20 protein-coding genes, 2 tRNA genes and 1 pseudogene are annotated in these 25,595 nt (G+C 68.6%); 15 read left to right on the forward strand and 8 right to left on the reverse strand.

Annotation, left to right across the window (positions count from 1 at the left end):
• Positions 1-746: 746 nt before the first annotated feature.
• The 8 genes and pseudogenes from dnaN (at position 747) to BLT97_RS26315 (ending at position 10,532) form a co-directional block, all read left to right on the forward strand.
• The gene (dnaN, locus tag BLT97_RS26280) at positions 747-1,877 is read left to right on the forward strand and encodes a DNA polymerase III subunit beta (protein WP_093614410.1); all 1,131 of its coding nucleotides are present in this window, start codon (positions 747-749) and stop codon (positions 1,875-1,877) included.
• 109 nt (positions 1,878-1,986) lie between these two features.
• A pseudogene (gene gnd / locus BLT97_RS26285) lies at positions 1,987-2,889 on the forward strand (phosphogluconate dehydrogenase (NAD(+)-dependent, decarboxylating)); the annotation flags it as partial.
• A gap of 54 nt (positions 2,890-2,943) precedes the next feature.
• Positions 2,944-4,065 carry a DNA replication/repair protein RecF gene (gene recF / locus BLT97_RS26290; protein WP_093614414.1) on the forward strand — a complete coding sequence of 374 codons (1,122 nt, stop codon included), beginning with the start codon at positions 2,944-2,946 and terminating at the stop codon, positions 4,063-4,065.
• Positions 4,066-4,096: 31 nt separating this feature from the next.
• Positions 4,097-4,657: a DciA family protein gene (locus tag BLT97_RS26295; protein ID WP_093614416.1), complete on the forward strand. Its 561-nt coding sequence runs from the start codon at positions 4,097-4,099 to the stop codon at positions 4,655-4,657.
• A gap of 342 nt (positions 4,658-4,999) precedes the next feature.
• On the forward strand, positions 5,000-7,048 hold the full coding sequence (gene gyrB / locus BLT97_RS26300; protein ID WP_093614418.1) for a DNA topoisomerase (ATP-hydrolyzing) subunit B: 2,049 nt from the start codon (positions 5,000-5,002) through the stop codon (positions 7,046-7,048).
• Positions 7,049-7,086: 38 nt separating this feature from the next.
• Positions 7,087-9,705: a DNA gyrase subunit A gene (gyrA, locus tag BLT97_RS26305; protein WP_093614420.1), complete on the forward strand. Its 2,619-nt coding sequence runs from the start codon at positions 7,087-7,089 to the stop codon at positions 9,703-9,705.
• A 17-nt stretch (positions 9,706-9,722) separates the two neighbouring features.
• A complete protein-coding gene (locus BLT97_RS26310; protein WP_093614422.1) occupies positions 9,723-10,361 on the forward strand; it encodes a DUF3566 domain-containing protein in 639 nt (212 codons plus the stop codon).
• A 97-nt stretch (positions 10,362-10,458) separates the two neighbouring features.
• Positions 10,459-10,532, forward strand: a tRNA-Ile gene (locus BLT97_RS26315).
• A gap of 58 nt (positions 10,533-10,590) precedes the next feature.
• Here BLT97_RS26315 and BLT97_RS26320 read toward each other — a convergent pair.
• Genes BLT97_RS26320 through BLT97_RS26340 form a run of 5 tightly spaced genes read right to left on the reverse strand, consistent with a single transcriptional unit; the run spans position 10,591 to position 14,444 of the window.
• Entirely contained in the window at positions 10,591-11,748 is a 1,158-nt protein-coding gene (locus BLT97_RS26320) for a tyrosine-type recombinase/integrase (protein WP_093614424.1), read from the reverse strand.
• The gene (locus BLT97_RS26325) at positions 11,748-11,933 is read right to left on the reverse strand and encodes a helix-turn-helix domain-containing protein (protein ID WP_093614426.1); all 186 of its coding nucleotides are present in this window, start codon (positions 11,931-11,933) and stop codon (positions 11,748-11,750) included. The genes BLT97_RS26320 and BLT97_RS26325 overlap by 1 nt, the downstream gene beginning before the upstream one ends.
• Positions 11,930-13,312 carry a replication initiator protein RepSA gene (gene repSA, locus BLT97_RS26330; RefSeq protein ID WP_093614486.1) on the reverse strand — a complete coding sequence of 461 codons (1,383 nt, stop codon included), beginning with the start codon at positions 13,310-13,312 and terminating at the stop codon, positions 11,930-11,932. The genes BLT97_RS26325 and repSA overlap by 4 nt, the downstream gene beginning before the upstream one ends.
• A 47-nt stretch (positions 13,313-13,359) precedes the next feature.
• Positions 13,360-14,085: a hypothetical protein gene (locus BLT97_RS26335; RefSeq protein WP_093614428.1), complete on the reverse strand. Its 726-nt coding sequence runs from the start codon at positions 14,083-14,085 to the stop codon at positions 13,360-13,362.
• A complete protein-coding gene (locus BLT97_RS26340) occupies positions 14,082-14,444 on the reverse strand; it encodes a hypothetical protein (RefSeq protein ID WP_093614430.1) in 363 nt (120 codons plus the stop codon). Before BLT97_RS26340 ends, BLT97_RS26335 begins: the two co-directional genes overlap by 4 nt.
• A 191-nt stretch (positions 14,445-14,635) precedes the next feature.
• On the opposite strand from BLT97_RS26340, the gene BLT97_RS26345 reads away from it, so the two are divergent.
• The 3 genes from BLT97_RS26345 (at position 14,636) to BLT97_RS26355 (ending at position 18,085) form a co-directional block, all read left to right on the forward strand.
• Positions 14,636-14,995: a winged helix-turn-helix domain-containing protein gene (locus BLT97_RS26345; protein ID WP_093614432.1), complete on the forward strand. Its 360-nt coding sequence runs from the start codon at positions 14,636-14,638 to the stop codon at positions 14,993-14,995.
• Between the two features lie 152 nt (positions 14,996-15,147).
• A complete protein-coding gene (locus BLT97_RS26350; RefSeq protein WP_093614434.1) occupies positions 15,148-16,380 on the forward strand; it encodes a helix-turn-helix domain-containing protein in 1,233 nt (410 codons plus the stop codon).
• A gap of 1,249 nt (positions 16,381-17,629) precedes the next feature.
• Positions 17,630-18,085 (forward strand): GNAT family N-acetyltransferase, encoded by a 456-nt coding sequence (locus BLT97_RS26355; protein ID WP_093614436.1) that lies wholly within the window; start codon positions 17,630-17,632, stop codon positions 18,083-18,085.
• Positions 18,086-18,537: 452 nt separating this feature from the next.
• Here BLT97_RS26355 and BLT97_RS26360 read toward each other — a convergent pair whose 3' ends face one another.
• Positions 18,538-18,939, reverse strand: coding sequence for a DUF6344 domain-containing protein (locus BLT97_RS26360; protein WP_093614438.1), 402 nt, complete (start codon positions 18,937-18,939; stop codon positions 18,538-18,540).
• Between the two features lie 393 nt (positions 18,940-19,332).
• On the opposite strand from BLT97_RS26360, the gene BLT97_RS26365 reads away from it, so the two are divergent.
• Complete coding sequence (locus BLT97_RS26365; RefSeq protein ID WP_003999697.1) at positions 19,333-19,461, forward strand: DLW-39 family protein; 129 nt, start codon at positions 19,333-19,335, stop codon at positions 19,459-19,461.
• A 255-nt stretch (positions 19,462-19,716) separates the two neighbouring features.
• Entirely contained in the window at positions 19,717-20,988 is a 1,272-nt protein-coding gene (locus BLT97_RS26370) for a hypothetical protein (protein ID WP_143041391.1), read from the forward strand.
• 23 nt (positions 20,989-21,011) lie between these two features.
• On the opposite strand, the gene BLT97_RS26375 is transcribed toward BLT97_RS26370, so the two are convergent.
• Both BLT97_RS26375 and BLT97_RS26380 read right to left on the reverse strand, forming a co-directional pair.
• The gene (locus BLT97_RS26375) at positions 21,012-22,367 is read right to left on the reverse strand and encodes a serine/threonine-protein kinase (RefSeq protein WP_093614444.1); all 1,356 of its coding nucleotides are present in this window, start codon (positions 22,365-22,367) and stop codon (positions 21,012-21,014) included.
• A gap of 131 nt (positions 22,368-22,498) precedes the next feature.
• Entirely contained in the window at positions 22,499-23,050 is a 552-nt protein-coding gene (locus BLT97_RS26380; RefSeq protein ID WP_093614446.1) for a DNA-binding protein, read from the reverse strand.
• Positions 23,051-23,211: 161 nt separating this feature from the next.
• On the opposite strand from BLT97_RS26380, the gene BLT97_RS26385 reads away from it, so the two are divergent.
• A tRNA-Ala gene (locus BLT97_RS26385) sits at positions 23,212-23,284 on the forward strand.
• A gap of 104 nt (positions 23,285-23,388) precedes the next feature.
• The gene (locus BLT97_RS26390; protein WP_245769554.1) at positions 23,389-25,254 is read left to right on the forward strand and encodes a tyrosine-type recombinase/integrase; all 1,866 of its coding nucleotides are present in this window, start codon (positions 23,389-23,391) and stop codon (positions 25,252-25,254) included.
• The last annotated feature ends 341 nt before the right edge of the window (positions 25,255-25,595 follow it).

A 25,595-nucleotide genomic window follows, 5' to 3' on the forward strand; every position in this document is an offset into this window, starting at 1 on the left:
AGAATCGGGCGAAAACCCGCGTCCACACCCTGGGGACTGCCGAGTTGTCCAGATTGTGTCCACAGCGGATGCTGGTGACAGGGCATCAACCCTGGTCAGGCGCCTGTGGATTCGTGGACAACGGATCTCCACAGACTGTGGATGATCGCGTTGCCCACAGGCTGTTGATGAAGTTGTCCACCGCTCGCCCACAGGCTGCGGCCGCTTGTCCCCAGGATTCACCAGCTTCTCCACACAGCTGTCCACTGTTCGGCAACGCAACGCGCCTCCTCACCGGGTCGAGTGAAAGGCGTCACACAAAGGTGCCAGGTTGGGCTGTGGGCAACGTGGGTAAAGCTGGGGACGGAGCTGGGGAGAAGTGGCCCCTGCCTGTGAATCGGGTGTGCAGAACTTTCCGCCGTCCACAGTTCACCGGGGTTATCCACGGGTGCCGCCCACAGGCGCGGTGGACAAAATTCGGGCTCTGACCTGCGTAAAGGCGGTTATCCACGGTTTCCACAGGCCCTACTACTACGACCAAGTAGAGAGAGGGCTGGAATCGTTTTGAAGTGGGGGCTGTGCACAACTCGAGCCGCGTCGCCCTCTGCCCGCCCGTCACGACTTGACCCCGACAGGCACCAGCTGTCAGTGCGGTGCGTCAGACTGGTCCCCGGCGTTCTCCCCACCTTGGGGACGGGCCAACCACCAAGACAGCGAAGACAGACCAGCAGGGCGAGCAGCCAGGCATCAGCAGGAGGCGGCTTACGGTGAAGATCCGGGTAGAGCGCGACGTACTCGCGGAGGCGGTGGCCTGGGCGGCGCGCAGCCTCCCTGCCCGTCCGCCGGCGCCGGTCCTGGCGGGCCTTCTGCTGAAGGCGGAGGAAGGCGCGCTGAGCCTCTCCGGCTTCGACTACGAGGTCTCGGCCCGCGTCTCGGTGGACGCGGAGGTCGACGAGGAGGGCACGGTGCTCGTCTCCGGCCGCCTGCTCGCCGACATCACGCGGGCGCTGCCCAACCGTCCGGTGGAGATTTCCACAGACGGTGTACGGGCGACGGTGGTCTGTGGATCCTCGCGGTTCACGCTGCACACCCTCCCGGTGGAGGAGTACCCGGCGCTGCCGCAGATGCCCGCCGCGACCGGCACGGTCCCCGGTGAGGTCTTCGCCGCGGCCGCCGCCCAGGTGGCCATCGCCGCCGGCCGTGACGACACGCTCCCGGTGCTCACCGGTGTGCGCATCGAGATCGAGGGCGACACCGTCACGCTGGCCTCCACCGACCGCTACCGCTTCGCGGTCCGCGAGTTCCTGTGGAAGCCCGAGGTGCCGGACGCCTCCGCGGTCGCCCTGGTGCCCGCGAAGACCCTGCTCGACACCGCCAAGGCGCTGACCAGCGGCGACAGCGTCACCATCGCGCTGTCCGGCTCGGGCGCGGGCGAGGGCCTGATCGGCTTCGAGGGCGCGGGCCGCCGGACGACCACGCGTCTGCTCGAAGGCGACCTGCCGAAGTACCGCACGCTGTTCCCGACGGAGTTCAACAGCGTCGCGGTCATCGAGACCGCCCCGTTCGTCGAGGCCGTCAAGCGTGTGGCCCTGGTCGCCGAGCGGAACACCCCGGTGCGCCTCAGCTTCGAGCAGGGCGTGCTGATCCTGGAGGCCGGTTCCTCCGACGACGCACAGGCTGTGGAAAGGGTCGACGCCCAGCTCGACGGCGACGACATCTCCATCGCGTTCAACCCGACGTTCCTGCTCGACGGCCTCAGCGCCATCGACTCGCCGGCCGCGCAGCTGTCCTTCACCACGTCCACCAAGCCCGCGCTGCTCAGCGGCAAGCCGGCCGTGGACGCCGAGGCGGACGACGCGTACAAGTACCTGATCATGCCGGTCCGCCTCAGCGGCTGATGTACCGGCGAGAGGCCGTGAGGCCCCCGCAGGTGGGTACCTACGTCCGGGCTTAAGCTCGGACGTAGGTACGAAAGCCCGGTGCGAAAGCACGAAAGCCCACCACGCGACACAAAAGGAACACCTGATGGAGCTCGGTCTCGTCGGTCTCGGCAAGATGGGCGGCAACATGCGCGAGCGCATCCGCCGCGCAGGCCACACCGTCATCGGATACGACCGCAACCCTGACCTCGCCGATGTCCACAGCCTGCGGGAGCTTGTGGACGGGCTGCAGGGTCCGCGCGTGGTCTGGGTGATGGTCCCGGCCGGGGCCGCGACGCAGTCCACGATCGACGAGCTCGGCGAGCTGCTCGAGCCCGGCGATGTCGTGGTCGACGGCGGGAACTCGCGCTGGACCGACGACGAGAAGCACGCCGAGGAGCTTGCCGCCAAGGGCATCGGCTTCGTCGACTGCGGCGTCTCGGGCGGCGTCTGGGGCCTGCAGAACGGCTATGCGCTGATGTACGGCGGCGACGCCGAGAACATCGCGAAGGTCCAGCCGATCTTCGACGCCCTCAAGCCGGAGGGCGACTTCGGCTCGGTGCACGCGGGCAAGGTCGGCGCCGGCCACTTCTCGAAGATGGTTCACAACGGCATCGAGTACGCGATGATGCAGGCCTACGCCGAGGGCTGGGAGCTCCTGGAGAAGGTCGACTCGGTCACCGATGTGCGCGAGGTCTTCCGCTCCTGGCAGGAGGGCACGGTCATCCGCTCCTGGCTGCTCGACCTGGCGGTCAACGCGCTGGACGAGGACGAGCACCTGGAGAAGCTGCGCGGCTTCGCGCAGGACTCCGGCGAGGGCCGCTGGACGGTGGAGGCCGCGATCGACAACGCGGTCCCGCTGCCCGCCATCACCGCCTCGCTCTTCGCCCGCTTCTCCTCGCGGCAGGACGACTCCCCGCAGATGAAGATGATCGCGGCGCTGCGCAACCAGTTCGGCGGCCACGCGGTCGAGTCCAAGAGCGAACACTGATCCACAGGCTGTGCACCCCCTGTGCACAGCAGCCGGGGGAGGTCGGCGAACACCATGCACGTCACGCACCTTTCGCTGGCCGACTTCCGGTCCTACGCCCGGGTCGAGGTGCCCCTCGACCCGGGCGTCACCGCGTTCGTGGGCCCGAACGGGCAGGGCAAGACGAACCTGGTCGAGGCGGTCGGCTATCTGGCCACGCTCGGCAGCCACCGGGTCTCCTCGGACGCCCCGCTCGTACGGATGGGGGCGGACCGCGCGATCATCCGCGCCGCGGTCAAGCAGGGCGAGCGGCAGCAGCTGGTCGAGCTGGAGCTGAACCCGGGCAAGGCGAACCGGGCCCGTATCAACAGGTCCTCGCAGGTCAGACCGCGTGACGTGCTGGGGATAGTGCGGACGGTCCTGTTCGCGCCCGAGGACCTCGCCCTGGTGAAGGGCGACCCGGGCGAGCGCCGGAAGTTCCTCGACGAGCTGGTCACGGCGCGCTCGCCGCGGATGGCCGGTGTCCGCTCCGACTACGACCGCGTCCTCAAGCAGCGCAACACCCTGCTGAAGTCCGCCGCGATGGCGAGAAGGCACGGCGGCCGCTCGATGGACCTGTCCACGCTCGACGTGTGGGACCAGCATCTGGCGCGCGCGGGTGCGGAGCTGCTGGCCCAGCGTCTTGACCTGATCGCCGCACTGCAGCCGCTCGCCGACAAGGCGTACGAGCAACTGGCGCCCGGCGGCGGCCCGTTGGCCCTGGAGTACAAGCCCTCCGCGGAGGGGCCGGGGACCAGCCGCGAGGAGCTGTACGAGCAGCTGCTCGCCGCGCTCGCCGAGGTGCGCAAGCAGGAGATCGAGCGCGGGGTCACGCTGATCGGGCCGCACCGCGACGACCTGCTGCTCAAGCTCGGCGACCTGCCCGCGAAGGGGTACGCGAGCCACGGCGAGTCCTGGTCGTACGCGCTCGCGCTGCGCCTGGCCTCGTACGACCTGCTGCGGGCCGAAGGCAACGAGCCGGTGCTCGTGCTCGACGACGTCTTCGCCGAGCTCGACACCCGGCGCCGCGAGCGGCTCGCGGAGATGGTCGCGCCCGGCGAGCAGGTCCTGGTGACGGCGGCCGTGGAGGACGACGTCCCGGAGATCCTGACCGGCGTGCGGTACTCCGTGTCGCAGGGCGAGGTGACCCGCGTATGACCGCCGTACAGCCGGGCGAGGTGGCCCCCGTATGACCTCAGAAGAAGGCGCAGCGACCCCAGCCGGACCCTCCGAGCCGAAGAAGCCCGCCGAACCCTCCGGCGTCGACCTCGCCCGCGTCGCCCTGCGCGCCGCCAAGGAACAGGCCCGCGCGCGCGGCGCCGAGGCGCAGCAGAAGAAGCAGGCCCGGCGCGGCGGCGGCCTGCGTTCCGGCGCGCGCGCCGACGGCCGCGACCCGCTGCCGCTCGGCGCCGCGATCAACCGGCTCATCAGCGAGCGCGGCTGGGAGACCCCGGCCGCCGTCGGCGGCGTCATGGGCCGCTGGCCGCAGATCGTCGGCGACGACCTCGCCAAGCACTGCGTGCCGCAGAAGTACGACGAGGACGACCGCGTCCTGACCGTCCAGTGCGACTCCACCGCCTGGGCCACGCAGCTGCGCCTGCTCGCCCCGCAGCTGGTCGCGCGCCTCAACCAGGACCTCGGCCAGGGCACCGTCCGCCTCATCAAGGTCCTCGGTCCCGGCGGCCCCGCGCCGCGCTTCGGACCCCTGCGCGCCCCCGGCAGCACGGGTCCCGGCGATACGTACGGCTAGCCGTCCTCATGCCGTAGGGCCGGTCCGTCCCTCACCGTAGTGGTGGGTTGACAGCCCGAAGCGCTGAGCGCCCGTGTGAGCCTCTTGGAGCCCCGTTCCGCATATGGGGAGTCGTGCGAGACCGGTTCAGGACGGCACATGCGGACTCAAGGCCCGGCAAGCCCCCATTACTGTCGGCGCTACCGGTAGACTGGGAGACAATCCCGCCCCATCGGGGGGACGGGGCCAGAACGCTGCATCACGTCTTCACGCGTCACGCGCACACCGTGCGGCCCGCGCGAGGAGAACGCCGTCTTATACGAACGACGCAGCCGCTCCCGACAGACGCCGGGAGCTTGGCTTGTGCTGTGCCAGAAAGGGCGCTTCGTGGCCGATTCCGGCAACCCCAACGAGAACATCCCGTCCACCGACGCCGGCGAGAACGTGTACGACGCCAGCGCCATCACCGTCCTCGAGGGTCTGGACGCGGTCCGCAAGCGACCGGGCATGTACATCGGCTCGACCGGTGAGCGCGGCCTGCACCACCTCGTGTACGAGGTCGTCGACAACGCGGTCGACGAGGCACTCGCCGGCCACGCGGACACGATCGACGTCACGATCCTCGCCGACGGCGGCGTACGCGTGATCGACAACGGTCGTGGCATCCCGGTGGGCATCCACCCCGTCGAGAAGAAGCCGGCCGTCGAGGTCGTGCTCACCGTGCTGCACGCGGGCGGCAAGTTCGGCGGCGGCGGCTACGCCGTCTCCGGCGGTCTGCACGGCGTCGGTGTCTCCGTGGTGAACGCGCTGTCCACCAAGCTCTCGGTCGACATCAAGACCGACGGCCACCGCTGGACGCAGGACTACAAGAGCGGCGCCCCCACCGCGCCCCTGGAGCGCCACGAGGCCACCACCGAGACGGGCACCTCGGTCACCTTCTGGGCCGACCCGGACATCTTCGAGACCACCGAGTACTCCTTCGAGACGCTCTCGCGGCGCTTCCAGGAGATGGCCTTCCTCAACAAGGGCCTGACGATCAAGCTCACGGACGAGCGCGAGTCCGCGAAGGCCGTGGCCGGCGCCGACACCGCCGACGCCGCGGACGACGGCCAGGCCATGTCGGTCACGTACCACTACGAAGGCGGCATCGTCGACTTCGTGAAGTACCTCAACTCCCGCAAGGGCGAGGTCATCCACCCCACCGTGATCGCCCTGGAGGCCGAGGACAAGGAGAAGTCCCTGTCCCTCGAGGTCGCGATGCAGTGGAACTCGCAGTACAGCGAGGGTGTCTACTCGTTCGCGAACATCATCCACACGCACGAGGGCGGTACGCACGAGGAAGGCTTCCGTGCGGCCCTGACGAGCCTGATCAACAAGTACGCGCGTGACAAGAAGCTGCTCCGCGAGAAGGACGACAACCTCACGGGCGACGACATCCGCGAGGGTCTGACCGCGATCATCTCGGTCAAGCTGAGCGAGCCGCAGTTCGAGGGCCAGACCAAGACCAAGCTGGGCAACACCGAGGCCAAGACCTTCGTGCAGAAGGCGGTCTACGAGCACCTGGCCGACTGGCTGGACCGCAACCCCAACGAGGGCGCGGACATCGTCCGCAAGTCCATCGCCGCGGCCACCGCGCGTGTGGCGGCCCGCAAGGCGCGCGACCTCACCCGCCGCAAGGGGCTGCTCGAGTCGGCCTCGCTGCCGGGCAAGCTGTCCGACTGCCAGTCGAACGACCCGACGAAGTGCGAGATCTTCATCGTCGAGGGTGACTCCGCCGGCGGCTCCGCCAAGTCGGGCCGCAACCCGCAGTACCAGGCCATCCTGCCCATCCGTGGCAAGATCCTGAACGTCGAGAAGGCCCGCGTCGACAAGATCCTGCAGAACCAGGAGATCCAGGCGCTGATCTCGGCCTTCGGCACCGGAGTCCACGAGGACTTCGACATCGAGAAGCTCCGCTACCACAAGATCATTCTGATGGCGGACGCCGACGTCGACGGCCAGCACATCAACACCCTGCTGCTGACCTTCCTGTTCCGCTTCATGCGGCCGCTGGTCGAGGCCGGTCACGTGTACCTGTCGCGCCCGCCGCTGTACAAGATCAAGTGGTCCCGGGACGACTTCCAGTACGCGTACTCGGACCGCGAGCGCGACGCCCTCATCGAGCTGGGCCGCCAGGCCGGCAAGCGCATCAAGGACGACTCGGTCCAGCGCTTCAAGGGTCTCGGCGAGATGAACGCTGAGGAGCTGCGCATCACGACCATGGACCAGGAGCACCGCGTGCTCGGCCTGGTCACGCTGGACGACGCCGCGCAGGCCGACGACCTGTTCTCGGTGCTGATGGGCGAGGACGTGGAGGCACGCCGCTCGTTCATCCAGCGCAATGCCAAGGACGTCCGCTTCCTCGACATCTGAGTCGGTCACGTACCGCTTCGAAAGGATCTTGAACGGCCATGGCCGACGAGACGGTTTCCAATTCTTCTGGCCCTGTGACTTCTGAAGAAGAAGGCCAGACCCTGCGCATCGAGCCCGTCGGGCTCGAGACCGAGATGCAGCGCTCGTACCTCGACTACGCGATGTCCGTCATCGTGTCGCGCGCGCTGCCGGACGTACGGGACGGTCTGAAGCCCGTGCACCGCCGCGTCCTGTACGCGATGTACGACGGCGGCTACCGGCCCGAGAAGGGCTTCTACAAGTGCGCCCGCGTCGTCGGCGACGTCATGGGCAACTACCACCCGCACGGCGACACCTCGATCTACGACGCGCTGGTCCGCCTCGCGCAGCCGTGGTCGATGCGCATGCCCCTGGTGGACTCCAACGGCAACTTCGGCTCCCCGGGCAACGACCCGGCGGCCGCCATGCGCTACACCGAGTGCAAGATGGCGCCGCTGTCGATGGAGATGGTCCGCGACATCGACGAGGAGACCGTCGACTTCACGGACAACTACGACGGCCGCTCCCAGGAGCCGACCGTCCTGCCGGCCCGCTTCCCGAACCTGCTGATCAACGGCTCCGCCGGTATCGCGGTCGGCATGGCCACCAACATCCCGCCGCACAACCTGCGCGAGGTCGCGGCCGGCGCCCAGTGGTACCTGGAGAACCCGGAGGCCTCCCACGAGGAGCTCCTGGACGCCCTGATCGAGCGCGTGAAGGGCCCCGACTTCCCGACCGGCGCCCTCGTCGTGGGCCGCAAGGGCATCGAGGAGGCGTACCGCACCGGCCGCGGCTCCATCACGATGCGCGCGGTGGTCGAGGTCGAGGAGATCCACAACCGCCAGTGCCTGGTGGTCACGGAACTCCCGTACCAGGTCAACCCGGACAACCTCGCGCAGAAGATCGCCGACCTCGTGAAGGACGGCAGGATCGGCGGCATCGCGGACGTCCGCGACGAGACCTCTTCGCGTACGGGCCAGCGCCTCGTGATCGTGCTCAAGCGCGACGCGGTCGCCAAGGTCGTCCTGAACAACCTGTACAAGCACACGGACCTGCAGACCAACTTCGGCGCCAACATGCTGGCCCTGGTCGACGGCGTCCCGCGCACCCTCTCCCTCGACGCGTTCATCCGCCACTGGGTGAACCACCAGGTCGAGGTCATCGTCCGGCGCACCAAGTTCCGGCTGCGCAAGGCCGAGGAGCGCGCGCACATCCTGCGCGGTCTGCTCAAGGCCCTGGACGCGATCGACGAGGTCATCGCGCTCATCCGGCGCAGCGACACGGTCGACGTCGCGCGCGAGGGCCTGATGAGCCTGCTCGACATCGACGAGATCCAGGCCAACGCCATCCTCGAGATGCAGCTGCGCCGGCTCGCCGCCCTCGAGCGCCAGAAGATCATGCAGGAGCACGACGAGCTCCAGGCGAAGATCAACGAGTACAACGCGATCCTCGCCTCGCCCGAGCGCCAGCGCCAGATCATCAGCGAGGAACTGGCCGCGATCGTCGAGAAGTTCGGCGAGGACCGCCGCTCCAAGCTGGTCCCCTTCGACGGCGACATGTCCATGGAAGACCTCATCGCCGAAGAGGACATCGTCGTCACGGTCACGCGCGGCGGCTACGTCAAGCGCACCAAGACCGAGGACTACCGCTCGCAGAAGCGCGGCGGCAAGGGCGTACGCGGGACGAAGCTCAAGGAAGACGACATCGTCGACCACTTCTTCGTCTCCACCACGCACCACTGGCTGCTGTTCTTCACCAACAAGGGCCGGGTGTACCGGGCGAAGGCCTACGAACTGCCCGATGCCGGACGCGACGCCCGCGGTCAGCACGTGGCGAATCTGCTGGCCTTCCAGCCGGACGAGCAGATCGCCGAGATCCTCGCGATCCGCGACTACGAGGTGGCCCCCTACCTGGTCCTCGCGACCAAGTCGGGCCTGGTCAAGAAGACCGCCCTGAAGGACTACGACTCGCCCCGCTCGGGCGGTGTCATCGCCATCAACTTGCGTGAGACGGACGACGGTTCGGACGACGAGCTGATCGGCGCCGAGCTGATCTCCGCCGAGGACGATCTGCTGCTCATCAGCAAGAAGGCCCAGTCGATCAGGTTCACCGCAACGGACGAGGCGCTGCGCCCGATGGGCCGCGCGACCTCGGGCGTCAAGGGCATGAGCTTCCGCGAAGGCGACGAGCTCCTCTCGATGAATGTCGTCCGGCCCGGTACGTTCGTGTTCACCGCAACCGATGGTGGGTACGCGAAGCGGACCGCCGTCGACGAGTACCGCGTCCAGGGTCGCGGCGGCCTCGGTATCAAGGCCGCCAAGATCGTCGAGGACCGCGGCTCGCTCGTCGGCGCGCTGGTGGTCGAGGACTCCGACGAGATCCTCGCCATCACCCTTGGTGGCGGTGTGATTCGTACGCGAGTCAACGAGGTCAGGGAGACGGGCCGTGACACCATGGGCGTCCAACTGATCAACCTGGGCAAGCGCGATGCCGTGGTCGGTATCGCTCGTAACGCCGAGGCCGGACGCGAGGCGGAGGAAGTCGACGGGGCCGACGAGGAGTCGGCCGAGTCGGTCGAATCGGCCGAGGGTGAGACGGCCGCCGGCACGGCCGAGGGCACGGCGCCCGAGACCGAGTAGCGCGAGGAGTGCAGGACGTGAGTGGAGCCACGGGCGCCGGAAAGAACGGACCCGGACCGGAAGGCGGCCGTGGCCCCGCCGAGTCTGTACACGCAGCGCAGGGGGGAACTGTGACGGATACGCGAGGGCCGCACACCGCTCAGGCCGAGTACGCCGCCGGGCCGCTGCCCGGTGAGCGGCAGCACTCGGGCCAGCAGGCCGGTCCGTACCACCCGCCGCAGGCCTACCCGGCGCCTCCGGAGGGTGCGGTCCGCCGCGCCCGTACGGGAGCCCGTACGACGCCGCGTACGCGCAAGGCACGGCTTCGGGTCGCCAAGGCCGACCCCTGGTCGGTCATGAAGGTGAGCTTCCTGCTCTCCATCGCGCTCGGCATCTGCACGATCGTCGCGGCCGCGGTGCTGTGGATGGTCATGGACGCGATGGGCGTCTTCTCCACGGTCGGCGGGACGATCTCGGAGGCCACGGGCTCCAACGAGTCCAACGGCTTCGACCTCCAGGCCTTCCTCTCGCTGCCGCGGGTGCTGATGTTCACCTCGATCATCGCGGTCATCGACGTGGTCCTCGCCACGGCGCTCGCGACGCTCGGCGCGTTCATCTACAACCTCTCCGCCGGTTTCGTGGGCGGCATCGAGCTCACGCTCGCGGAGGACGAGTAAGCGCTCCCGGGGCGGCCGGTTCTATCGATTTTGGGACTGGGCGCGTCGTGCGCTAATCTTCAGAGGTCAGCGCGCGGGACACACCGCAGAGCGCGGCGGGGCTATAGCTCAGTTGGTTAGAGCGCATCCCTGATAAGGATGAGGCCACAGGTTCAAATCCTGTTAGCCCCACATGCGAAAAGACCCCCAGTCGATCATGACTGGGGGTCTTTGACATCTACGGCTGACATCAGCCGATCAATGGATCTTCCAGAAGCTCCGCCAGCATCGAGACGGCTTCCCGCTCGCCGTCTCCCACGACGTGGGTGTACACGTCCATGGTCATGCTGATCTGGCTGTGCCGCAGGATCGCCTGAGCGACCTTGGGATGCACCTTCAGGAAGGCCAGCAGGGTCCCGCAGGTGTGCCGGGCAAGGCGGACCGTGATCCGGCGGACGCCAGCACGCTTCACCAGTCGGCCGAAGCTCCGGGAGAAGCCCACGGGATCGAGCATGCCGCCATGCTCGGACGAGAAGATCAGGTCTTGGTCCGGCTGCTGCTCCCAGTGCTCACCGGCGATCTTCCGTTCCAGCTCCTGAAGCTCCCGGCGCTCTTCGAGGGCACGGGCACAGAACTCGGGAAGCGGCAGCGTCGCTTGCGACGAGTCGGTCTTGAGCTTCTTGAGCACCAGGCCCTTGCCCTTCTCGCGCTGAACCTGCATGACTGGCTCGAACTGGCGAGCCTCGAAGTCGATGTCCTGCCAGCGCAGGCCCAGGACCTCACTCCGTCGCAGCCCGAGGACGAGCACTAGGACGCAGGCCGCATAGAGCCGATGGGCACGGGTGGTACGAAGGAAGGTGATCGCCTCGCGCGCGTTCCACGGCTTGGCCTTGCCCTTGGTGACCGTGGGCATGTCCACGAGCAGGGCGACGTTCCGCGTCAGCAGCTCCTCCCGCATGGCGCGGTTCAGAGCGTTCCGGAGGACGCGCAGCACCTCGAAGCGGGTCGAGGCTCCGACCTTCTCGCGGGTGAGCGTGGCCATGAACGTCCGGATCTGTGCGGGGGTGAGCTTGGTCAACGGCTTCTTGCCGAGGTGAGGCACGAGGTACAGCCGGATCTTGGACTCGTACTTCACGTACGTGTTGTGCTCGCGCTCGGGCTTCACGATGTGCTCAAGCCAGTAGGCCAGCCACTCACCGAGTGACCAGGTCTTCGCCGGGACCGGGACGCCGTTCCGCTCTTGATCCTGGAGCTTGCCGAGCTTCTCGGCTGCTTCGTCGTACGTTGCGCCGTAGACGAACTTCCGGACGCGGTGGCCCTCGGTGTTCGTGACGTACGCGGCGCCCTGGTAGCGGCCGTCCTTGCGCTTGGTGATCGTTCCCCCACCGTTGGGGCGACGCTTGGCCATCAGGCAGCCCTCTCGTATTCGAGCCGAGAAGCGAGGTACTCCCGCACACCAGCCGCAGGAATCCGGCGACTACGCCCGATCGTGAGCGACGGCAGCCGGTGAGTGCGGATCAGGTCGTAGACCGTCGTCCGGCCGACCTTGAGCCACGCCATGACCTCCGGGACGGTGAGCAGCTCGTCAGTCATGCGCACACCTCCCAGGCCTCTTGGTCGGCCATGTCGGCGCGCACTTCGCGAACGATCTCGCGGTTGAGGCGGATGTCCCGGGCGATCGATTCGGCGAGGAGGGATTCACCGGGGGTGTGGCCATGCCCGGCGTAGACCCAGTGCGCGAGGACGAGCGTGGAGCCCTCCGCAGCGTCGTCGAGGTCTTCCGCGAAGCCGCGTGCCTGGCGTTCTTGGCGGGCGCGGTAGTCGGCGCGGACCTGGCGGAGTGCTCCGAGGGTGGTGGAGTAGCGGCGGGACTTCGTGGAGAAGTGGCCCCGGAAGCCGAGCATGTGCGACCAGTGCGCGAGCAGCCGATCCGGGTAAGCGGCGTCCAGCTCCCAGCATGCTTCGATCAGGCGGCGGGTGTGATCGGGCAGATCCGGGATGCGGTCGAGCTCGCGCAGCTCCCCGATGCGCCGGTCCACTGTGCCCGTGGTCTCAGCGGCCTTGGTGGCGTACTTGGCGACGTACGCGGCCACGGTCTCCTCGGTCACGTCGCCCTCGGTGAAGCCGCCGATGGGCTGGACGTCGACTTGCGTTCCCCACTTCAGGGTGCGGGCGGGGAATCGGCCGGCCGCGGGCAGTGAGAGCGCTACCCGAGCAGCGGCCGAGCGGATGGCGTCATCGAGCAGCGTGAGCGAGGCCCACGGGGGTGGGGCGGTGTCGGGCCCGTCGGGACCGTCGAGCCGTACGACCGCGTGGAAGTGCACGGCGCCGCGCTTTTGAAACTCTGCGACCTTCCCGAAGGACACCCGGCACTGCTCCCCCATGGCGCGTTGGGATAGGCCCGCGCGCTTGGCGATCTCGCGGCGGAGGTAGATGGTGAAGCGCTGCCAGAGCTGCCCGGCGTGGTTGTTCCACAGCACGGCGCCCGCGTAGTCGTACGACTCCGGATCGAGCGCGGTCCCGAGGGCAGGGTCATCGTCGGCATGCGCGGCACCGCAGCGGCAGCGGCCCGAGACCGGGCGGTTGTGCACGGGCCCGAAGCTCGGAGCCGTCAGGGTGGCGAATACCCGAGGGTGTGAACGGACCGACGGATCAACGCCCTTGCGCTCGTCGCCCGTGATCCCGGCGCGGATCAGGTGGTAGGTGTCCCCCGCGTATGTCCAGGCGCAGGACGGGCAGCGCGAGGCGCGGCGGTTGCCGCAGGCCACCCGGAGCCGTCCGCCGGGCTCGTTCTGCGTGGAGTACGAGTAGAGCGTCTGGCCCGTGGCGCGGTCCTTGGTGAGCGTCCAGCCTTCGAGGTGGATCGGACTGGAGCAGCCACCGGTACGGCGGATCTGCTCCTGCCAGCGCTCGAAGTCGGGGTCACCAGCGACGCGGAGCATGTCCGCGAGGGTGATCGGGTCGGTGCCCATGACCGCCGCCATGTCAGCAACGGCGGCCGGGGCAACAGGCAGGTAGGTCACGCGACCACCGCCAGACGCGCAGGGGTAGACCAGGGCGCGGACGCGGCGAAGACGTGATCCAGCGTGGTCAGGTAGCCGCCGACGAGCGGGGCAGGCCCGAGGCGCCGCAGGTGCAGGACCGGCGCCAGGGCCGGACTCGTACCGTCCAAAGGAGCGGAGACCAACAGGTCGTCATCGGCGCGCAGTACGTCCGCCGAGAGCCCGTCGTGAGCCACCAGGCGGATACCGTCGAGGCCGACCAGGGAGGGGAAGACCTCGGGGAGGGTGGCCAGGTGGCGGCGGTCCGTGGGGGCAGCGGCGATCCGGACGCGGACGCCGGCCGATGCCTTCTGGGTGAGCAGTCGGGGCAGGTCCCACACTGCATCGGCGAGGAACATGGCGTTGGACACGGCGAGATCGATGGTGCTGGTCGCCGCCTCGATCAGCGAGCGCCACAGGTTGTGCGGGACCGCGCCGCGCATCGGGTAGCAGGTCACCAGCTCATCGCGCGGGGTCGGAGTCGAGCGGTGTCGGGCGTCCAGGTCGGGCCACAGGTGGTACGGATCCGTGTGCAGGAGCTTGGCCGCCGCGTGGGCGTTGCGGGCATGTGGGGTCCGGTCGGAAGTCATCCACCGTTCCACCGACTTGGGGTCCATCCCCAGGTGCGCGGCCAGTCCCTCGATCGTCACGTTCGCCGCGACCATGGCGCCGCGCAGCCGCTCGTTCGCCACGGTGGTGGTCATGCCGTCACCGCCTCAGCGGTCATGGTGGCCAGGGCCCTGCGGATGCCCTTGGGCGCGCGGCCCAGGACGTAGCAGCAGTGCACGATCCGGGGGTGATCGAACTGGGCCTTGTAGTCGGCGTATGCCGCCCACCGGTCCTCGTCGTTGTGACCGTGACGGCAGACGTTCCAGTGCGCCGTCAACAGGGTGATCTGGTCGATCAGTTCGACCAGGCCGAGGCGGCTCGCGCCGTCCACCATGAACGCGGCGATCTTCTCGGACTCGGTACGCCGACGGTCCATTACGTAGTCGGAGGCGTACAGCGCCAGGATGAGCGCCACGTCGGGCAGCTTGGCCAGCGCGGCCGGAGCTAAGGCCATGGTTCGCGGTGTGGTCTGCGTCGCAGGCATCATGGAGCTTCCCTTCGGGGACGAAGGGGGCGGCGTGCTGCTTGGCGGTAGAGCGCCGCCCCCGGGTTCGTTACGACTATGGTGCTCTATATCGTCATAGTGCACAAGGTCTTGGGGTGCAGCATGGTGTATTAGTTCGTGCTAGTCGATACCCTCGATTCATGACCGTCGCCGACAGTGACCCGAGGCCGAAGAAGGTGCAGATCGCGGACGCGCTCCGCGATGAGATCAAGGCCGGAAAGCCCACAGAGGGGCAGAAGTTGGACTCTCTGCGCGACCTCGCAGACCGGTTCAAGGTCACCACGGTCACGGTCGGCCAGGGCCTGCAGATCCTCATGGACGAGGGCTTGATCTTCTCGGTGCCCAATCGCGGGTACTTCGTCCAGCCAGCAGGCGCAGAGGCCGCAGGCGCCAGCGGGAATGTCGGGGCGGTGATCACTGCTCTCCAATCTGAGCTTCGGGAACTAGCCGCCCGAGTGGCCAAGTTGGAGGAGCGAGCCGATCACACGGGCAGCGCCTAACGTGTGATCCAGAGTGCGCGGAGAGTGAGCGCGTCACTAGTGACACAGGTGGTGTCACCGGGGGACAGAGCAGGTGCCAACCCCCTGTCACCCCCCATGTCACCAGCCCACTAGGTGGAAGACTCAAAGCAAGCACCCGGACGGGAGGCAGCATGAGTGACGATCGACCGACGTGGGCGCGACGCATTGCCGCCGAACGAGAAGCCCGGCGATGGTCGCAAGCCGAAGCCGTAGCCGCACTGCGAGCCCATGCGCCGAAGCCGATCCCTGAAGGCGCCAGCATGATCCGGCAGTGGAAGCGGTGGGAGTCCGGAGAGACCAAGCCGAGCGACTTCTACCAGCCGATCATTGCGGCGACGTTCGGCACCGTCACGCACGCGCTTTTTCCCGTGGCCGGCCGCCGCGACGGCAACGCCGAAATCGTGGCCGCGAGCGGCATGGAAACGCTCGACATCATCAGCCGGTTGCAGGCGTCCGATGTCGACAACGCCACGTTGGACGCGCTCAGGATCACCGCAGATCGCCTGTGCTCCGAGTACCCGTACCTCCCGAGCGGACAGCTTGCCGTCGAGGGACGCCAGTGGCTCAAGCGTGTTGCTGGACTTCAAGGACAGCGGTTGACCCTCGCGCAGCACCGGGAGGTTCTCACCCTGTCCGGTTGGCTTGCCCTCCTGGTCGGATGCGTCGAGTACGACATGGGCGAACGCGCGGCGGCGGAGAGTACGAGGCGAGCGGCCCTATCCCTCGCGAACGAGGCGGAGAACAACGAGATCGCCGGGTGGGCGCACGAGATGCGCGCTTGGTTCGCCCTGACGACGGGGGACTACCGAGGCATCATCGCGGCTGCTCAGACCGGCACGGACATAGCCCCGGGCCACGGCGTTGCCGTTCAACTGGCAGGCCAGGAGGCCAAGGCGTGGGCCCGCCTCGGAGACCGGCGTCAGACCGAAGTAGCACTTGATCGTGGTCGGAAGCTCCTCGAAGGCATGGCCTACCCGGAGAACCTGGACAACCACTTCGTGGTGGACCCGGCGAAGTTCGACTTCTACGCGATGGACTGCTACCGGCTGCTTGGCGAAGATCGCTTTGCCGAGAACCTGGCACATGAGGTCATCAGGGCCGGAACGGATTTCGACGGCACCGAACGTGCGCCCATGCGCATGGCCGAAGCGCGGATCACCCTGGGCGTAGTAGCAGCTCGCCAGGGCGACTTGGACCAGGCGATCAACTACGGCGAGTGGGCCCTCAAAGCCGAGCGGCAGTCGCTTCCTTCGCTCCTCATGGTCAGCCGCGAGCTTGCGGCCATCGTCCATCGCGACTACGCCGACGAGGCGGCAGGCCGGGATTACCTCGATCACTTGAACACGCTGACGCGCGCCACCTGAGCCCGTTACAGGTTTCTCTACCTCGATCAAGAGGCTCGCTGCGCTCGCCCGGGTTCCCAGGGCCTCCCGAACTGCAAGAGCATGAACCAGGGTTCAGAGTGCCGCGCACAGCGCGGCGGCGCCGGCCGGGCGGCGCCGCACGGCTCCCTCAATGTCTACGCCACCGGGGCCGCGCGGCGCCGCCCGCCCGCGCCCACAAGGGGGCGAAGAGACCAGGCCCGGGACCAGGGCGACGACGCAACAGATCAGGTCAGAGATCACGCGGCCGCACCTGGCGGCGGTCGGCTCCACGGCTTTAGACAGCCACCTTGGCGCGAGCCTCGAAGATCATGGCCCCACATCGGGCACTAACGGGCAGGTCCACAAGCCTGCCCGATTCGCGGGTCAGCGTAAGGGGCCATGATCACTCGCGCCAAGGCAGCTCCAGTCCAAAGCCGCTCCACCGACCTCAGGATGAACGGCGACCGCAGATCAGTGCGTGGTAGGCCCGCCCAGCGCCAGCGGCCGGCCAACGCAACTCCCCGCAGTACAAGCGGAATCAGGCTCCCTATTTGTCAGTGTCGTGCCGTAGGAATGTCAGGACGACGCAAGACCTAGGGCGCACCCGACCACTTTGGCGAGAGACGGGTGCGCCCCGAGAGCCAGGAGGATCAATAATGTCCCACCCAACCGATGGCGCCATGCTCCCGGGCGAGAGCCTTGGCGCTACTACCACTGTTCCAGAGACCACTGACAACGCCCAGTGGCTTGCTCTCGGAGTGCTAGCCGCCTGCGTGGTGAGCGGAGCACAACCCGTCGCAGAGGCCCTCGATGCGGCGACTCAACTCGTCACGGTGATCATCGTGCTTCTGCTCGTACGCGCCCTCATGCGAGCTCAGTTGACTACCCCCACCGAGGCAAGTCGTCAAGGTGGACGTTGACTTCTGACATCAGCGGCTGACACCAACAGGGGCGAACGGCAGAGTCCTGGAGCGGACCTTGAGAAGGCCGCAACGTTGATCCCGAGGGGATTGGCTGAGGTACGCCGACTGGCCTGATCGACCTGATAAGGATGAGGCCACAGGTTCAAATCCTGTTAGCCCCACATTGCGAGAAGGCCCCCAGTCGGTAGCGACTGGGGGCCTTCGGCGTTCACGGCTGTGGCTGTGGCTGTGGCTGTGGCTGTGGCTGTGGCTGTGGTCGGCGGTTTCGATGCCCGCAGGGCGAAAAGCAGATGCCGCCCACGGGGCCCGGCTCATAGCCTCGGCGCGTGACCGGTCGAGCTTTCGTTCCTGACGACTTCGATGTGCCGACGTCCCTGGCCGCTGAGCGGTTCCGGCTGGAGCCGCTGGGGCCTCGGCACAATGCGGGCGACCACGCGGCCTGGACCGGCAGCATCGCGCACATCCGCGCGACGCCCGGTTACCCGGACGGGAACTGGCCGCCTCCGGGCGGCATGAGCGAGGAGGCGAATCTCGCGGACCTGCAGCGCCACGAGCGGGACTTCGCCGAGCGCCGCGGCTTCACCTACACGGTGCTCGAGCCCACGACCGGGGAGGTCGTCGGCTGCGTGTACATCTACCCGTCCGACCACGGCAGCGACGCCGAGGTGTCCTCGTGGGTCCGCGCCGATCGGGCGGAGCTGGACGTACCCCTGTACGAGGCGGTCACGGACTGGCTGGGTGAGCACTGGCCGTTCGCCGGCGTGGACTACGCGTCGCGCTGAGAGCGCCTCGACGCTGAGCGGCACCGGTGCACCCGAGGTCTGCCTCCGTGCGTCGCCGGGCTGGTGCCGGCGGAAACGGAGGTGTGCGTCGGGTTCCACGGTGAGCCCGGCCTGGTGCGGCGCTCTGCCGAGCGGCGTCCGGCCTGGCGTGTCAGTCGTCCAGGGTGCTCTTCGTCCAAGAGCCTGCTTCTGCCAGAAGCCTGTTTCGTCCAGGGCGTTCTGGTGCCCGTCTTCCTCTTCTTCCCTGCTTCTCCTGCGTACGGTCTGCGCCCACGTGGGGTGGGGTTCTCACTGCGGTTCTCACGGCGGTTCTCACGGCGGTTCTCACAGCCGGTCGTGCCTGGTCTTCGTACTGCTGGCGGGGAAGCGGGTTCCCCGTGTGCGCTGTCAGGTACTGCGGTCCCGGGCCTGGATGGGTCATGGAGCCCGGTGGTCAACGGAGTTGACGGGGGTCAGTCGCTGCTGTGGTGCTGGTGGTGTGCGGCCGGGCGGCTGCTCGTGTCGTGCGAGGTGAGCGCGGTGTCCTCGGTCAGCCAGAGGTGGGCGCGGGTGTCCGCTCGGTGGCGTGCTTCGGCGCGCGGGATCTTGAGATTGCGGGAGGACGGCGAGCTGTTGTGGGCCTCGGCGCGGATGCGCTGCTTCATCGTCGGCGGTCTCGACTGGTCGAAGGGCCGTGCGACGAGCGAGGCCGGCACGGGGTGTGCGGCCGGGGCGGCGGTCGCCGGGTTGCCGGCGCCTGCGGTCTGCGGTACGGCCGCGGCGGCCTGGGTGGTGATGAGCCCCAGCGAGGCGAAGAACGCGAGAATCGCGCTGACGAGCGCGGACCACAGACGCGTGGTCTTGGTGGCAGCCATGATCTCTTCCTTTCGGACGGGTCGTGCAGGGCTCGTCCGTCCCCATTCGGGTCGGACGATTTGCGTACTTTCCTCATGATGTGTACGCAGGACCTGAAGTGAGGGACCCACCACCGTGATTCGCCGATCTTCAGATGAACACCACCCGTTCGGCCCCGCGCCCGGCCCTTTTGGTCCCTGACAGCGCGGTTTTATCCGCAGGCGGGGTGAAAGCGTCGAACATCACAGAGGCGCGCGGGGCGTGTGTGGGGCTCTCCGGGGCCTTCCCGCGCAGGTCGACTGCGGTGCGGAGGGCGGGAGTTGGGTGCGCCACGAGGACGCCGGACCGCCATGCCCGGTGTGTATAGTCGGGCGCCAGAGGTCCCCTACGTCAAGGAAAGACGAGGTAGCGCGGTGAAGAAGCTCCTCCTGGTCGCACTGGCCGCCATCGGCGGGCTCCTCGTGTACCGCCAGATCCAGGCGGATCGCGCCGAGCAGGATCTGTGGACGGAGGCCACTGACTCCGTGCCCACGGGTTCGTGAGACCGATACGTCTCTTTGCACTTGCCCCGGTCGCAGCTGGCGACCGGGGCTTTGTGTTGCGTGGCGGGTGCCTGTGTGCTCAGTGTGACTACGAGCCGTCCTGTCGCCGTCACTGTGTGTCCCTTTTGTTCGCTTCCGTGAATCGCGCGGTTGCGTATGGGAAGTCCTCGGGTCAGGTGCCGATGCGCTGACAGTGCCTCGGCCGTCGCGGCAGGATGAGACCGGCCCGGGCGAAGGCGAGGGAGCACTGTGACGATGCGGCACGGCAGAGGGCGTACGGCGGTGGCGGCGGTGGCCGTGAGCAGCGCACTCGCGCTCGCCTCGGTGCTGCAAGCGCAGCCGGCGGCCGCCGAGCCCTACCCGTACGACTTCCCGGACGGGACCCGCACCGTGGAGGGTGCGAGCGGTCCCGGCGGGGCCCCGCTGCTCGCCGCGGAGGAGACGTACCGCAGCAGGATCGGTCCCGGGCAGCGGCTGCACTACCGCGTCGCGCTGGACGGCAGCTCGTCCGCGTACGTCTCGGCGGTGGTGCTGCCGGGGCTCGACGAGCAAGTGGCGTACGGCGACGGCCTGAAGGTGCGGCTGCAGAACGCGCAGGGCGGCCGGTGCGGGACGGACAGCACCTCCTTCGGTACCGCCGACTACCCGCGGCCGCTGGTGGCCTCCGTGGAGCGGGTCGCGGGCGAGGCGCCCGCTTCGTGCCGCGCGGCCGGCACGTACACGGTGGTCGTCGAACGGGCTGACGGCGGCAAGGCCGGCTCGCGCGCGCCCTGGGACCTGGAGCTGGACTTCGTCAACGAGCCCGCGCTGAAAGGGCCCGCGCCGAGTACGGAGCCCGAGCCGGATGCGCCGGCCGCGGGCCCGCTGCCGGAGGGGACCGCCGAGGAGCGTCAGGGCGGTACGAGCTTCCACGAGGCGGTGGCCATCGGACCGGGTGTCTGGCAGGGGCGCCTGGAGCCGGGGCGGACCCTCTTCTACAAGGTGCCCCTCGACTGGGGACAGCGGCTCGTGGCCGGCGCGGAGCTGGCCGGGGCCGGTGGCAGTGCGCCGGTCTCGGGTGCGCTGCGGCTCGGGGTGCACAATCCGGCGCGGACCGAAGTGGCGGCCGGGCAGCGGTCGTCGGGCGGTACGCGGGCGGCGGCCGCCGAGCTCGACGGGCTGCCGGCGGTGGCGTACGAGAACCGGCTGGCCTCGGCGCCCGAGGTACGCGGGATGCGCTTCCCCGGCGCGTACTACCTGCAGATCACGCTCAACCCCGAGCTGGCCGGGGCGTCAGGGGGCGGTCCGCGCGAGGTGGTTCTGCGCGTGGGTGTGGAGGGTGCGGCCGAGGACGGTCCTGCGTACGACGGCGATCCGGGGATCTTCCAGGTGGATGCGGAGCTGGGGCAGGGCGGGGGCGCCGGGCAGGGCACGGGGCGTGACGGCGGGATGCAGGTCGTGGCCGCCGTGGGCATCGGGCTCGGGACCGCGCTGGTGCTGTGGCTGGCGGTGTGGGCCGTGGTGGGGCGGCGGCGGGCTGAAGGATGAGGTGGGGGCGCTGCCTCGTGGGCTCAGGTCTGGCTGAGGGCCCAGAAGCCGACGGCGAAGCAGAGGGCGGCGAGGAGGAGGACGGGGACCGCGACCTTGGCGGGCGGGCCCGAGCGTGGGCGACGTGCCTGTGTGGGGTGGGTCGGCTGGGCCGGCGGTAGCGGCTGAACCGCCTGAATCGCCTGAATCGCCTGAACCGCCTGAACCGGCTGGTTCTGTATGGGAGTTGGCGGTGGCGTCTGCGGGGGGACGTGCGGGGAGTCGACGGTGTACGGGCGGGTGGGGGTGGGGTCCGGGGGCGGTGGTGCCGGAGTTCCGGGGTGCGGCGTGGCGAGGGGCACGTACGGCATCGGGGCGGGTGACAGCCCTGGGCGGCCCGCGCCCGCGCCCGTGGCCGTGGGGGCGGAGGCGAGGCCGGGGCCGGGTGGCGCGGGTGAGGCGGGCGGGGGCGGTGCGGGTGAGGCCGGCGGGGGCGGCGAGGGTGAGGCGGCGCGGGAGGTCAGCGGGCCGTGCTCGTCGAATCCCTCGGGCAGTGGGCCCAGTTGGTCGAAGACCTCGATGAGCTCGTCGTCCGGGCCGGGCTCCGGGAGGAGCATGACGGCCTCCGCGAGCGCCTTGCGGGCGCCGGTGGCGCTGCGGAAGCGGGCGTGCGGCTCCGGCTGGAGCAGTCCCGCGAGCACCTGCCACAGCGGCGCGGGAATGGTGCGCGGGGCGGGCGGGGTGCCGTGGACGCGGAAGAGCTCGACGAGCGCCTGGGCGTCCGGCTTCGCGCCCTCCAGGAGATACAGGGCCACCAGGCCCGTGGCGAAGAGGTCGGCCGGGAAGTCCGGCTCGTCGTATGCGCTCTGCTCGGGCGCGATGTACCCCGGCGTCCCCACGACCAGGTCCGTCGCGGTCAGCCGCGGGTCGCCCTTGCGCATGGCGATGCCGAAGTCGGACAGGCGCAGGTGCGGCTGCTTCGTGCCGGTGGCCTCGAGCAGGATGTTGGCGGGCTTGATGTCGCGGTGCACCACGCCTTCCGCGTGCACCGCCGAGAGCCCGGAGAGCAGCTGGTCGAGCAGCTGCGCCGCATAGCGCGGCGGCAGCGGCCCGTAGTCCCCGATGAGATGGGCGAGTGAGCCGCCGCCGACCAGGTCCATCGTGAACAGGACCTTGTCGTCGTCGGCGGCCCAGCTCGCGGGGGCCAGCACGTGCGGGTGATCGATACGCAGCGCCTGCTCGCGTACGAAACGGAGCAGGGCGTGCGCATCGCTCTGCAGCAGGACCTTGGCGGCGACATAGCGGCGCCTGCGGTGGTCCCAGGCGCGCCATACCGCGCCGACGCCACCGCGTCCGATCGGGTCGACCAGTTCGTACCGGCCGGCGAAGACCTCACCCATGATCGTGCTGCACTCCCGTCCAGCCCCTGCGGGCTGCTCGGCTGCTGCCGGTTCAGATCTCTCCCCGTGTGGACCTGAACCGTCGATCGAACTGCTGTCGCTCCCGGTACCTGAACCGGGCGTGCGGGTGACTAGCCCTGGTGCGACTCGTAGTGGGTCACCGCGTCGGCGGTGCGGCCGGCGCCGTAGACCCGCAGGAACTCTGCCAGTTCCGGGTGGGTCGGAGCGAGCTGTTCCGCCGCTTCGATGATCTCGCCGGCCGACGCGACCGAGCGCAGCAGCGACTGGATCTCGCGCACCACGCGCTTGACGGTCGGCGCCCCCACGCCGGCCGCACGCGCCTGGGTCGTCGAGGTCAGCACCGCGCCCCCCTGGTTCTTCTTGATCTCCTCCATGCGCTCGGCCGCCTCGGAGGCGCTCACGCTGCCGTCCGCGACCTGACCGGACAGATCCTGGAGCAGCTGTACGCGCTGCACCACGGCCGGATTGCCGATCTTGGCGCGCTGGCCGCTCATCAACTGCGACAGCATCGGCGCCGACAGGCCGAGTACCGCCGCGAGCCGGGCCTGGTTCAGGCCCAGGTCCTCTATCAGCCGACGGAAGAGCGCCCCCAACGGCTCCCCGTACCAACTGCGCTGAAGCTCTCTGGCTCTCGCCGTGGCTTCCTGCTGTTCCGCATCCACGATGCGTCCTCCCCTTCGCTCGTGCGAACCTCGCGGAGCATCTTACGGAGCGTGGTCGCATAGGGGGAGCCCCAATCCTTTTGCGGGATCCGGGGGGTGACCCGGTACTCTTGTCCCCGACGCACGCACGGGAGTGACACTTCCACCGCGTTTCCCGTCCCGGGGCCTTAGCTCAGTTGGTAGAGCGCTGTCTTTGCATGGCAGATGTCAGGGGTTCGACTCCCCTAGGCTCCACATCAGTAGAGGTCCCCTGACCTGCGGAAACGCAGGTCAGGGGACCTCTCTGTGTTTATAACGTCAGCACCGTGTCAGCACCGATCTGATTTACGGTGCCCCACATGGCGTACATCAAGAAACGGGACAAGCGCGACGGAACGGCCAGCTACACCGTCATGTGGAGGGCCAGCGGGGCCCGTGGCGGCAAGCAGGAGTCCGAAGTTTTCGAGGACGAGACGGCCGCCGAGCGCTTCCGTGACTTGGTGAACGGGCACGGCCAGCAGTGGCCCCCGGGGTGGACCCGAGGTCACGGTTTTGTTGCGGATCGGCGGCGTGCGGACACGATGTTCGAGCCCTTCGCGCTCGCCTACGTCGACCGCCTCACCGGGATTCAGGGCGATACGCGCAGCAAGTACAAAAAGGAAATACGGGAGAACATGGCTCCCTGGTTCGGTCCGTACTCTGTGGAGGACGGCGAGGGCAGCATCGTCCGGACCATGGTTCAGGACTGGGTCAACGACCTGGAGGCCGGACGGCTCGCTCCGCTCGACCCCCGCGACCGGAAGCCCCGGACGAAGTACGCGCCGAAGACCGTCCAGAACAAGCACGGTCTCCTCAGCGCCATCATGCAGTCCGCCGTGGACGCAGAACCGTCACTGCGGGCCTCCAACCCGTGCGCGAAGACCCGTCTGCCCCGGCTCGATGGAGCCGAGGACGAAGAAGAGATGGTCTTCCTCGAACGGGAGGAATGGGCCTGGATCTACGAATGCCTCCGGGACGACGCCAAGGATCTTGGCGAGACCATCGCAGAGACCGGATTCCGGTGGGGTGAAGCGACCGCGCTTCAGCCCCGTGACCTCCGGCGACGCAACGGCCGCCCGGCCATCCGAGTCCAGCGGGCATGGAAGAAGGATGAGGACGGCAAGTCCATCCTCGGCCCCCCGAAGACGCGGAAGTCGCGTCGTACCGTCGTCATCACCCACAAGCTGGACCGGATGCTGCGGCGCCGCGCCAAGGGCCTGGCTCCCAATGCCCTGATCTTCACCGGCCCCGAAGGGGGCAAGTGGGACCCCGGAACTTTCCGCCGCCTGCGCTGGGTGCCCGCGATCGAACTGGCCGCAGCGAAGTACGGCCTCATCAAGCGACCGCGTATCCACGACCTCCGCCACTCTCACGCATCCTGGCTGATCGCCGCGAAGGTCCCCCTGCCGGCGATCCAAGGACGGCTTGGACACGAGTCCATCACCACCACCGTGGACCGTTACGGGCACCTCCTGGACGCCCTGGACGACGAAGTCATGGCCGCCATCGAATGGGCCATGGACCCGACCGCCCCGCTGCCCGGCTTCTTGGAGCGCTCCGGCCTGGCAGCCGTGACGGACGGACTCCCCCACGTGCCCCGTCAGCTCTCGGGGCTGGCCCAGGAGACCTGGAAGGACGCCAGCGACATGCCACAGGGCGGCACGGAAGAAGGGGACGACCCGGTCTTCGTCGTCACGCTGGGCGGTCGGGAGGTGCCGTTCGCGGACTGCCAGCACGCGCAGGGCGTTGCGGACCAGTGGAGCGACGACCACGAGGACGAGATCGCGACCATGCGGGCGGACGGCTGGCCAGAGGAGAAGATCGCCCGCCGAGGAGCCCTCGGCCCAGAGAAGCGCGAGCGATGGACCGGTGGCGGCTCCGTCTGGACACGGATGCCGGAGAGGCAGTTCGTGTACTCCGCTCTGGCGTCGTACGAAGCCGACGGCACCTTGACGTATGAGCCGCTTCCGATGAGTAGCCGGTGGACGTGGGAATTCGAGCACGACGGCTTCACCACGCGGGGCGCCGAGTTCCGGACCGAGTTCCGCCCCGGCGGCAGCACGGAGGCACATGCACGTGGAATCAATAGGTCGGCCGTGTCCCGGGCCTTTGAGGAAGCCCGCGTGAGGGCGCTGGAGGTGTGTGCCAAACATCCCGATGCCGGCCTCACCAGCACACAGGCGTGATGCGGTAGAGACCTCCCTACATCACCCGAAGTGATGTGTTTTGCATCACAAGAAGATCGGCCCGCTACCTTCGAGGAGCGGGCCGATCTCGCGTGGGCTTCGCACGAGAAAATCGCGGTCGGTCTCAGCCCAAGACCTCGGCGGTCTCGGGGCTGTTGCGCTATCGGTGGCTCGCCGCGGGCAGGTCGGTGACGGTGAAACATCAATGGCCCTGGCGGAGGCCGGTTTCGCTAACTGGTGTTCATCGGCGAAGGATCGGTGGTCCACCGACTTGGCAGGTTGGCATCGGCGGGCGTGAGTACCGAGCGTGGTGGTAGGTGCGGCGAGCAGCCGAGGGGAGG

It is taken from the genome of Streptomyces indicus, from assembly GCF_900100315.1.
GTDB classification, from domain to species: Bacteria; Actinomycetota; Actinomycetes; order Streptomycetales; family Streptomycetaceae; genus Streptomyces; species Streptomyces indicus.

Excerpts from the sequence above, each read along its gene's own strand:
- BLT97_RS26335 (WP_093614428.1), bottom strand. The coding sequence starts at position 14,085 with ATGACCACCACCGTGGCGAACGAGCGGCTGCGCGGCGCCATGGTCGCG.
- BLT97_RS26350 (WP_093614434.1), top strand. The coding sequence starts at position 15,148 with ATGAGTGACGATCGACCGACGTGGGCGCGACGCATTGCCGCCGAACGA.
- BLT97_RS26320 (WP_093614424.1), bottom strand. The coding sequence starts at position 11,748 with ATGGCCAAGCGTCGCCCCAACGGTGGGGGAACGATCACCAAGCGCAAG.
- BLT97_RS26360 (WP_093614438.1), bottom strand. The coding sequence starts at position 18,939 with ATGGCTGCCACCAAGACCACGCGTCTGTGGTCCGCGCTCGTCAGCGCG.
- BLT97_RS26370 (WP_143041391.1), top strand. The coding sequence starts at position 19,717 with ATGCGGCACGGCAGAGGGCGTACGGCGGTGGCGGCGGTGGCCGTGAGC.
- repSA (WP_093614486.1), bottom strand. The coding sequence starts at position 13,312 with ATGGGCACCGACCCGATCACCCTCGCGGACATGCTCCGCGTCGCTGGT.
- BLT97_RS26375 (WP_093614444.1), bottom strand. The coding sequence starts at position 22,367 with ATGGGTGAGGTCTTCGCCGGCCGGTACGAACTGGTCGACCCGATCGGA.
- recF (WP_093614414.1), top strand. The coding sequence starts at position 2,944 with ATGCACGTCACGCACCTTTCGCTGGCCGACTTCCGGTCCTACGCCCGG.
- BLT97_RS26295 (WP_093614416.1), top strand. The coding sequence starts at position 4,097 with ATGACCTCAGAAGAAGGCGCAGCGACCCCAGCCGGACCCTCCGAGCCG.
- BLT97_RS26390 (WP_245769554.1), top strand. The coding sequence starts at position 23,389 with ATGGCGTACATCAAGAAACGGGACAAGCGCGACGGAACGGCCAGCTAC.
- gyrA (WP_093614420.1), top strand. The coding sequence starts at position 7,087 with ATGGCCGACGAGACGGTTTCCAATTCTTCTGGCCCTGTGACTTCTGAA.
- BLT97_RS26345 (WP_093614432.1), top strand. The coding sequence starts at position 14,636 with ATGACCGTCGCCGACAGTGACCCGAGGCCGAAGAAGGTGCAGATCGCG.
- BLT97_RS26340 (WP_093614430.1), bottom strand. The coding sequence starts at position 14,444 with ATGGCCTTAGCTCCGGCCGCGCTGGCCAAGCTGCCCGACGTGGCGCTC.
- BLT97_RS26325 (WP_093614426.1), bottom strand. The coding sequence starts at position 11,933 with ATGACTGACGAGCTGCTCACCGTCCCGGAGGTCATGGCGTGGCTCAAG.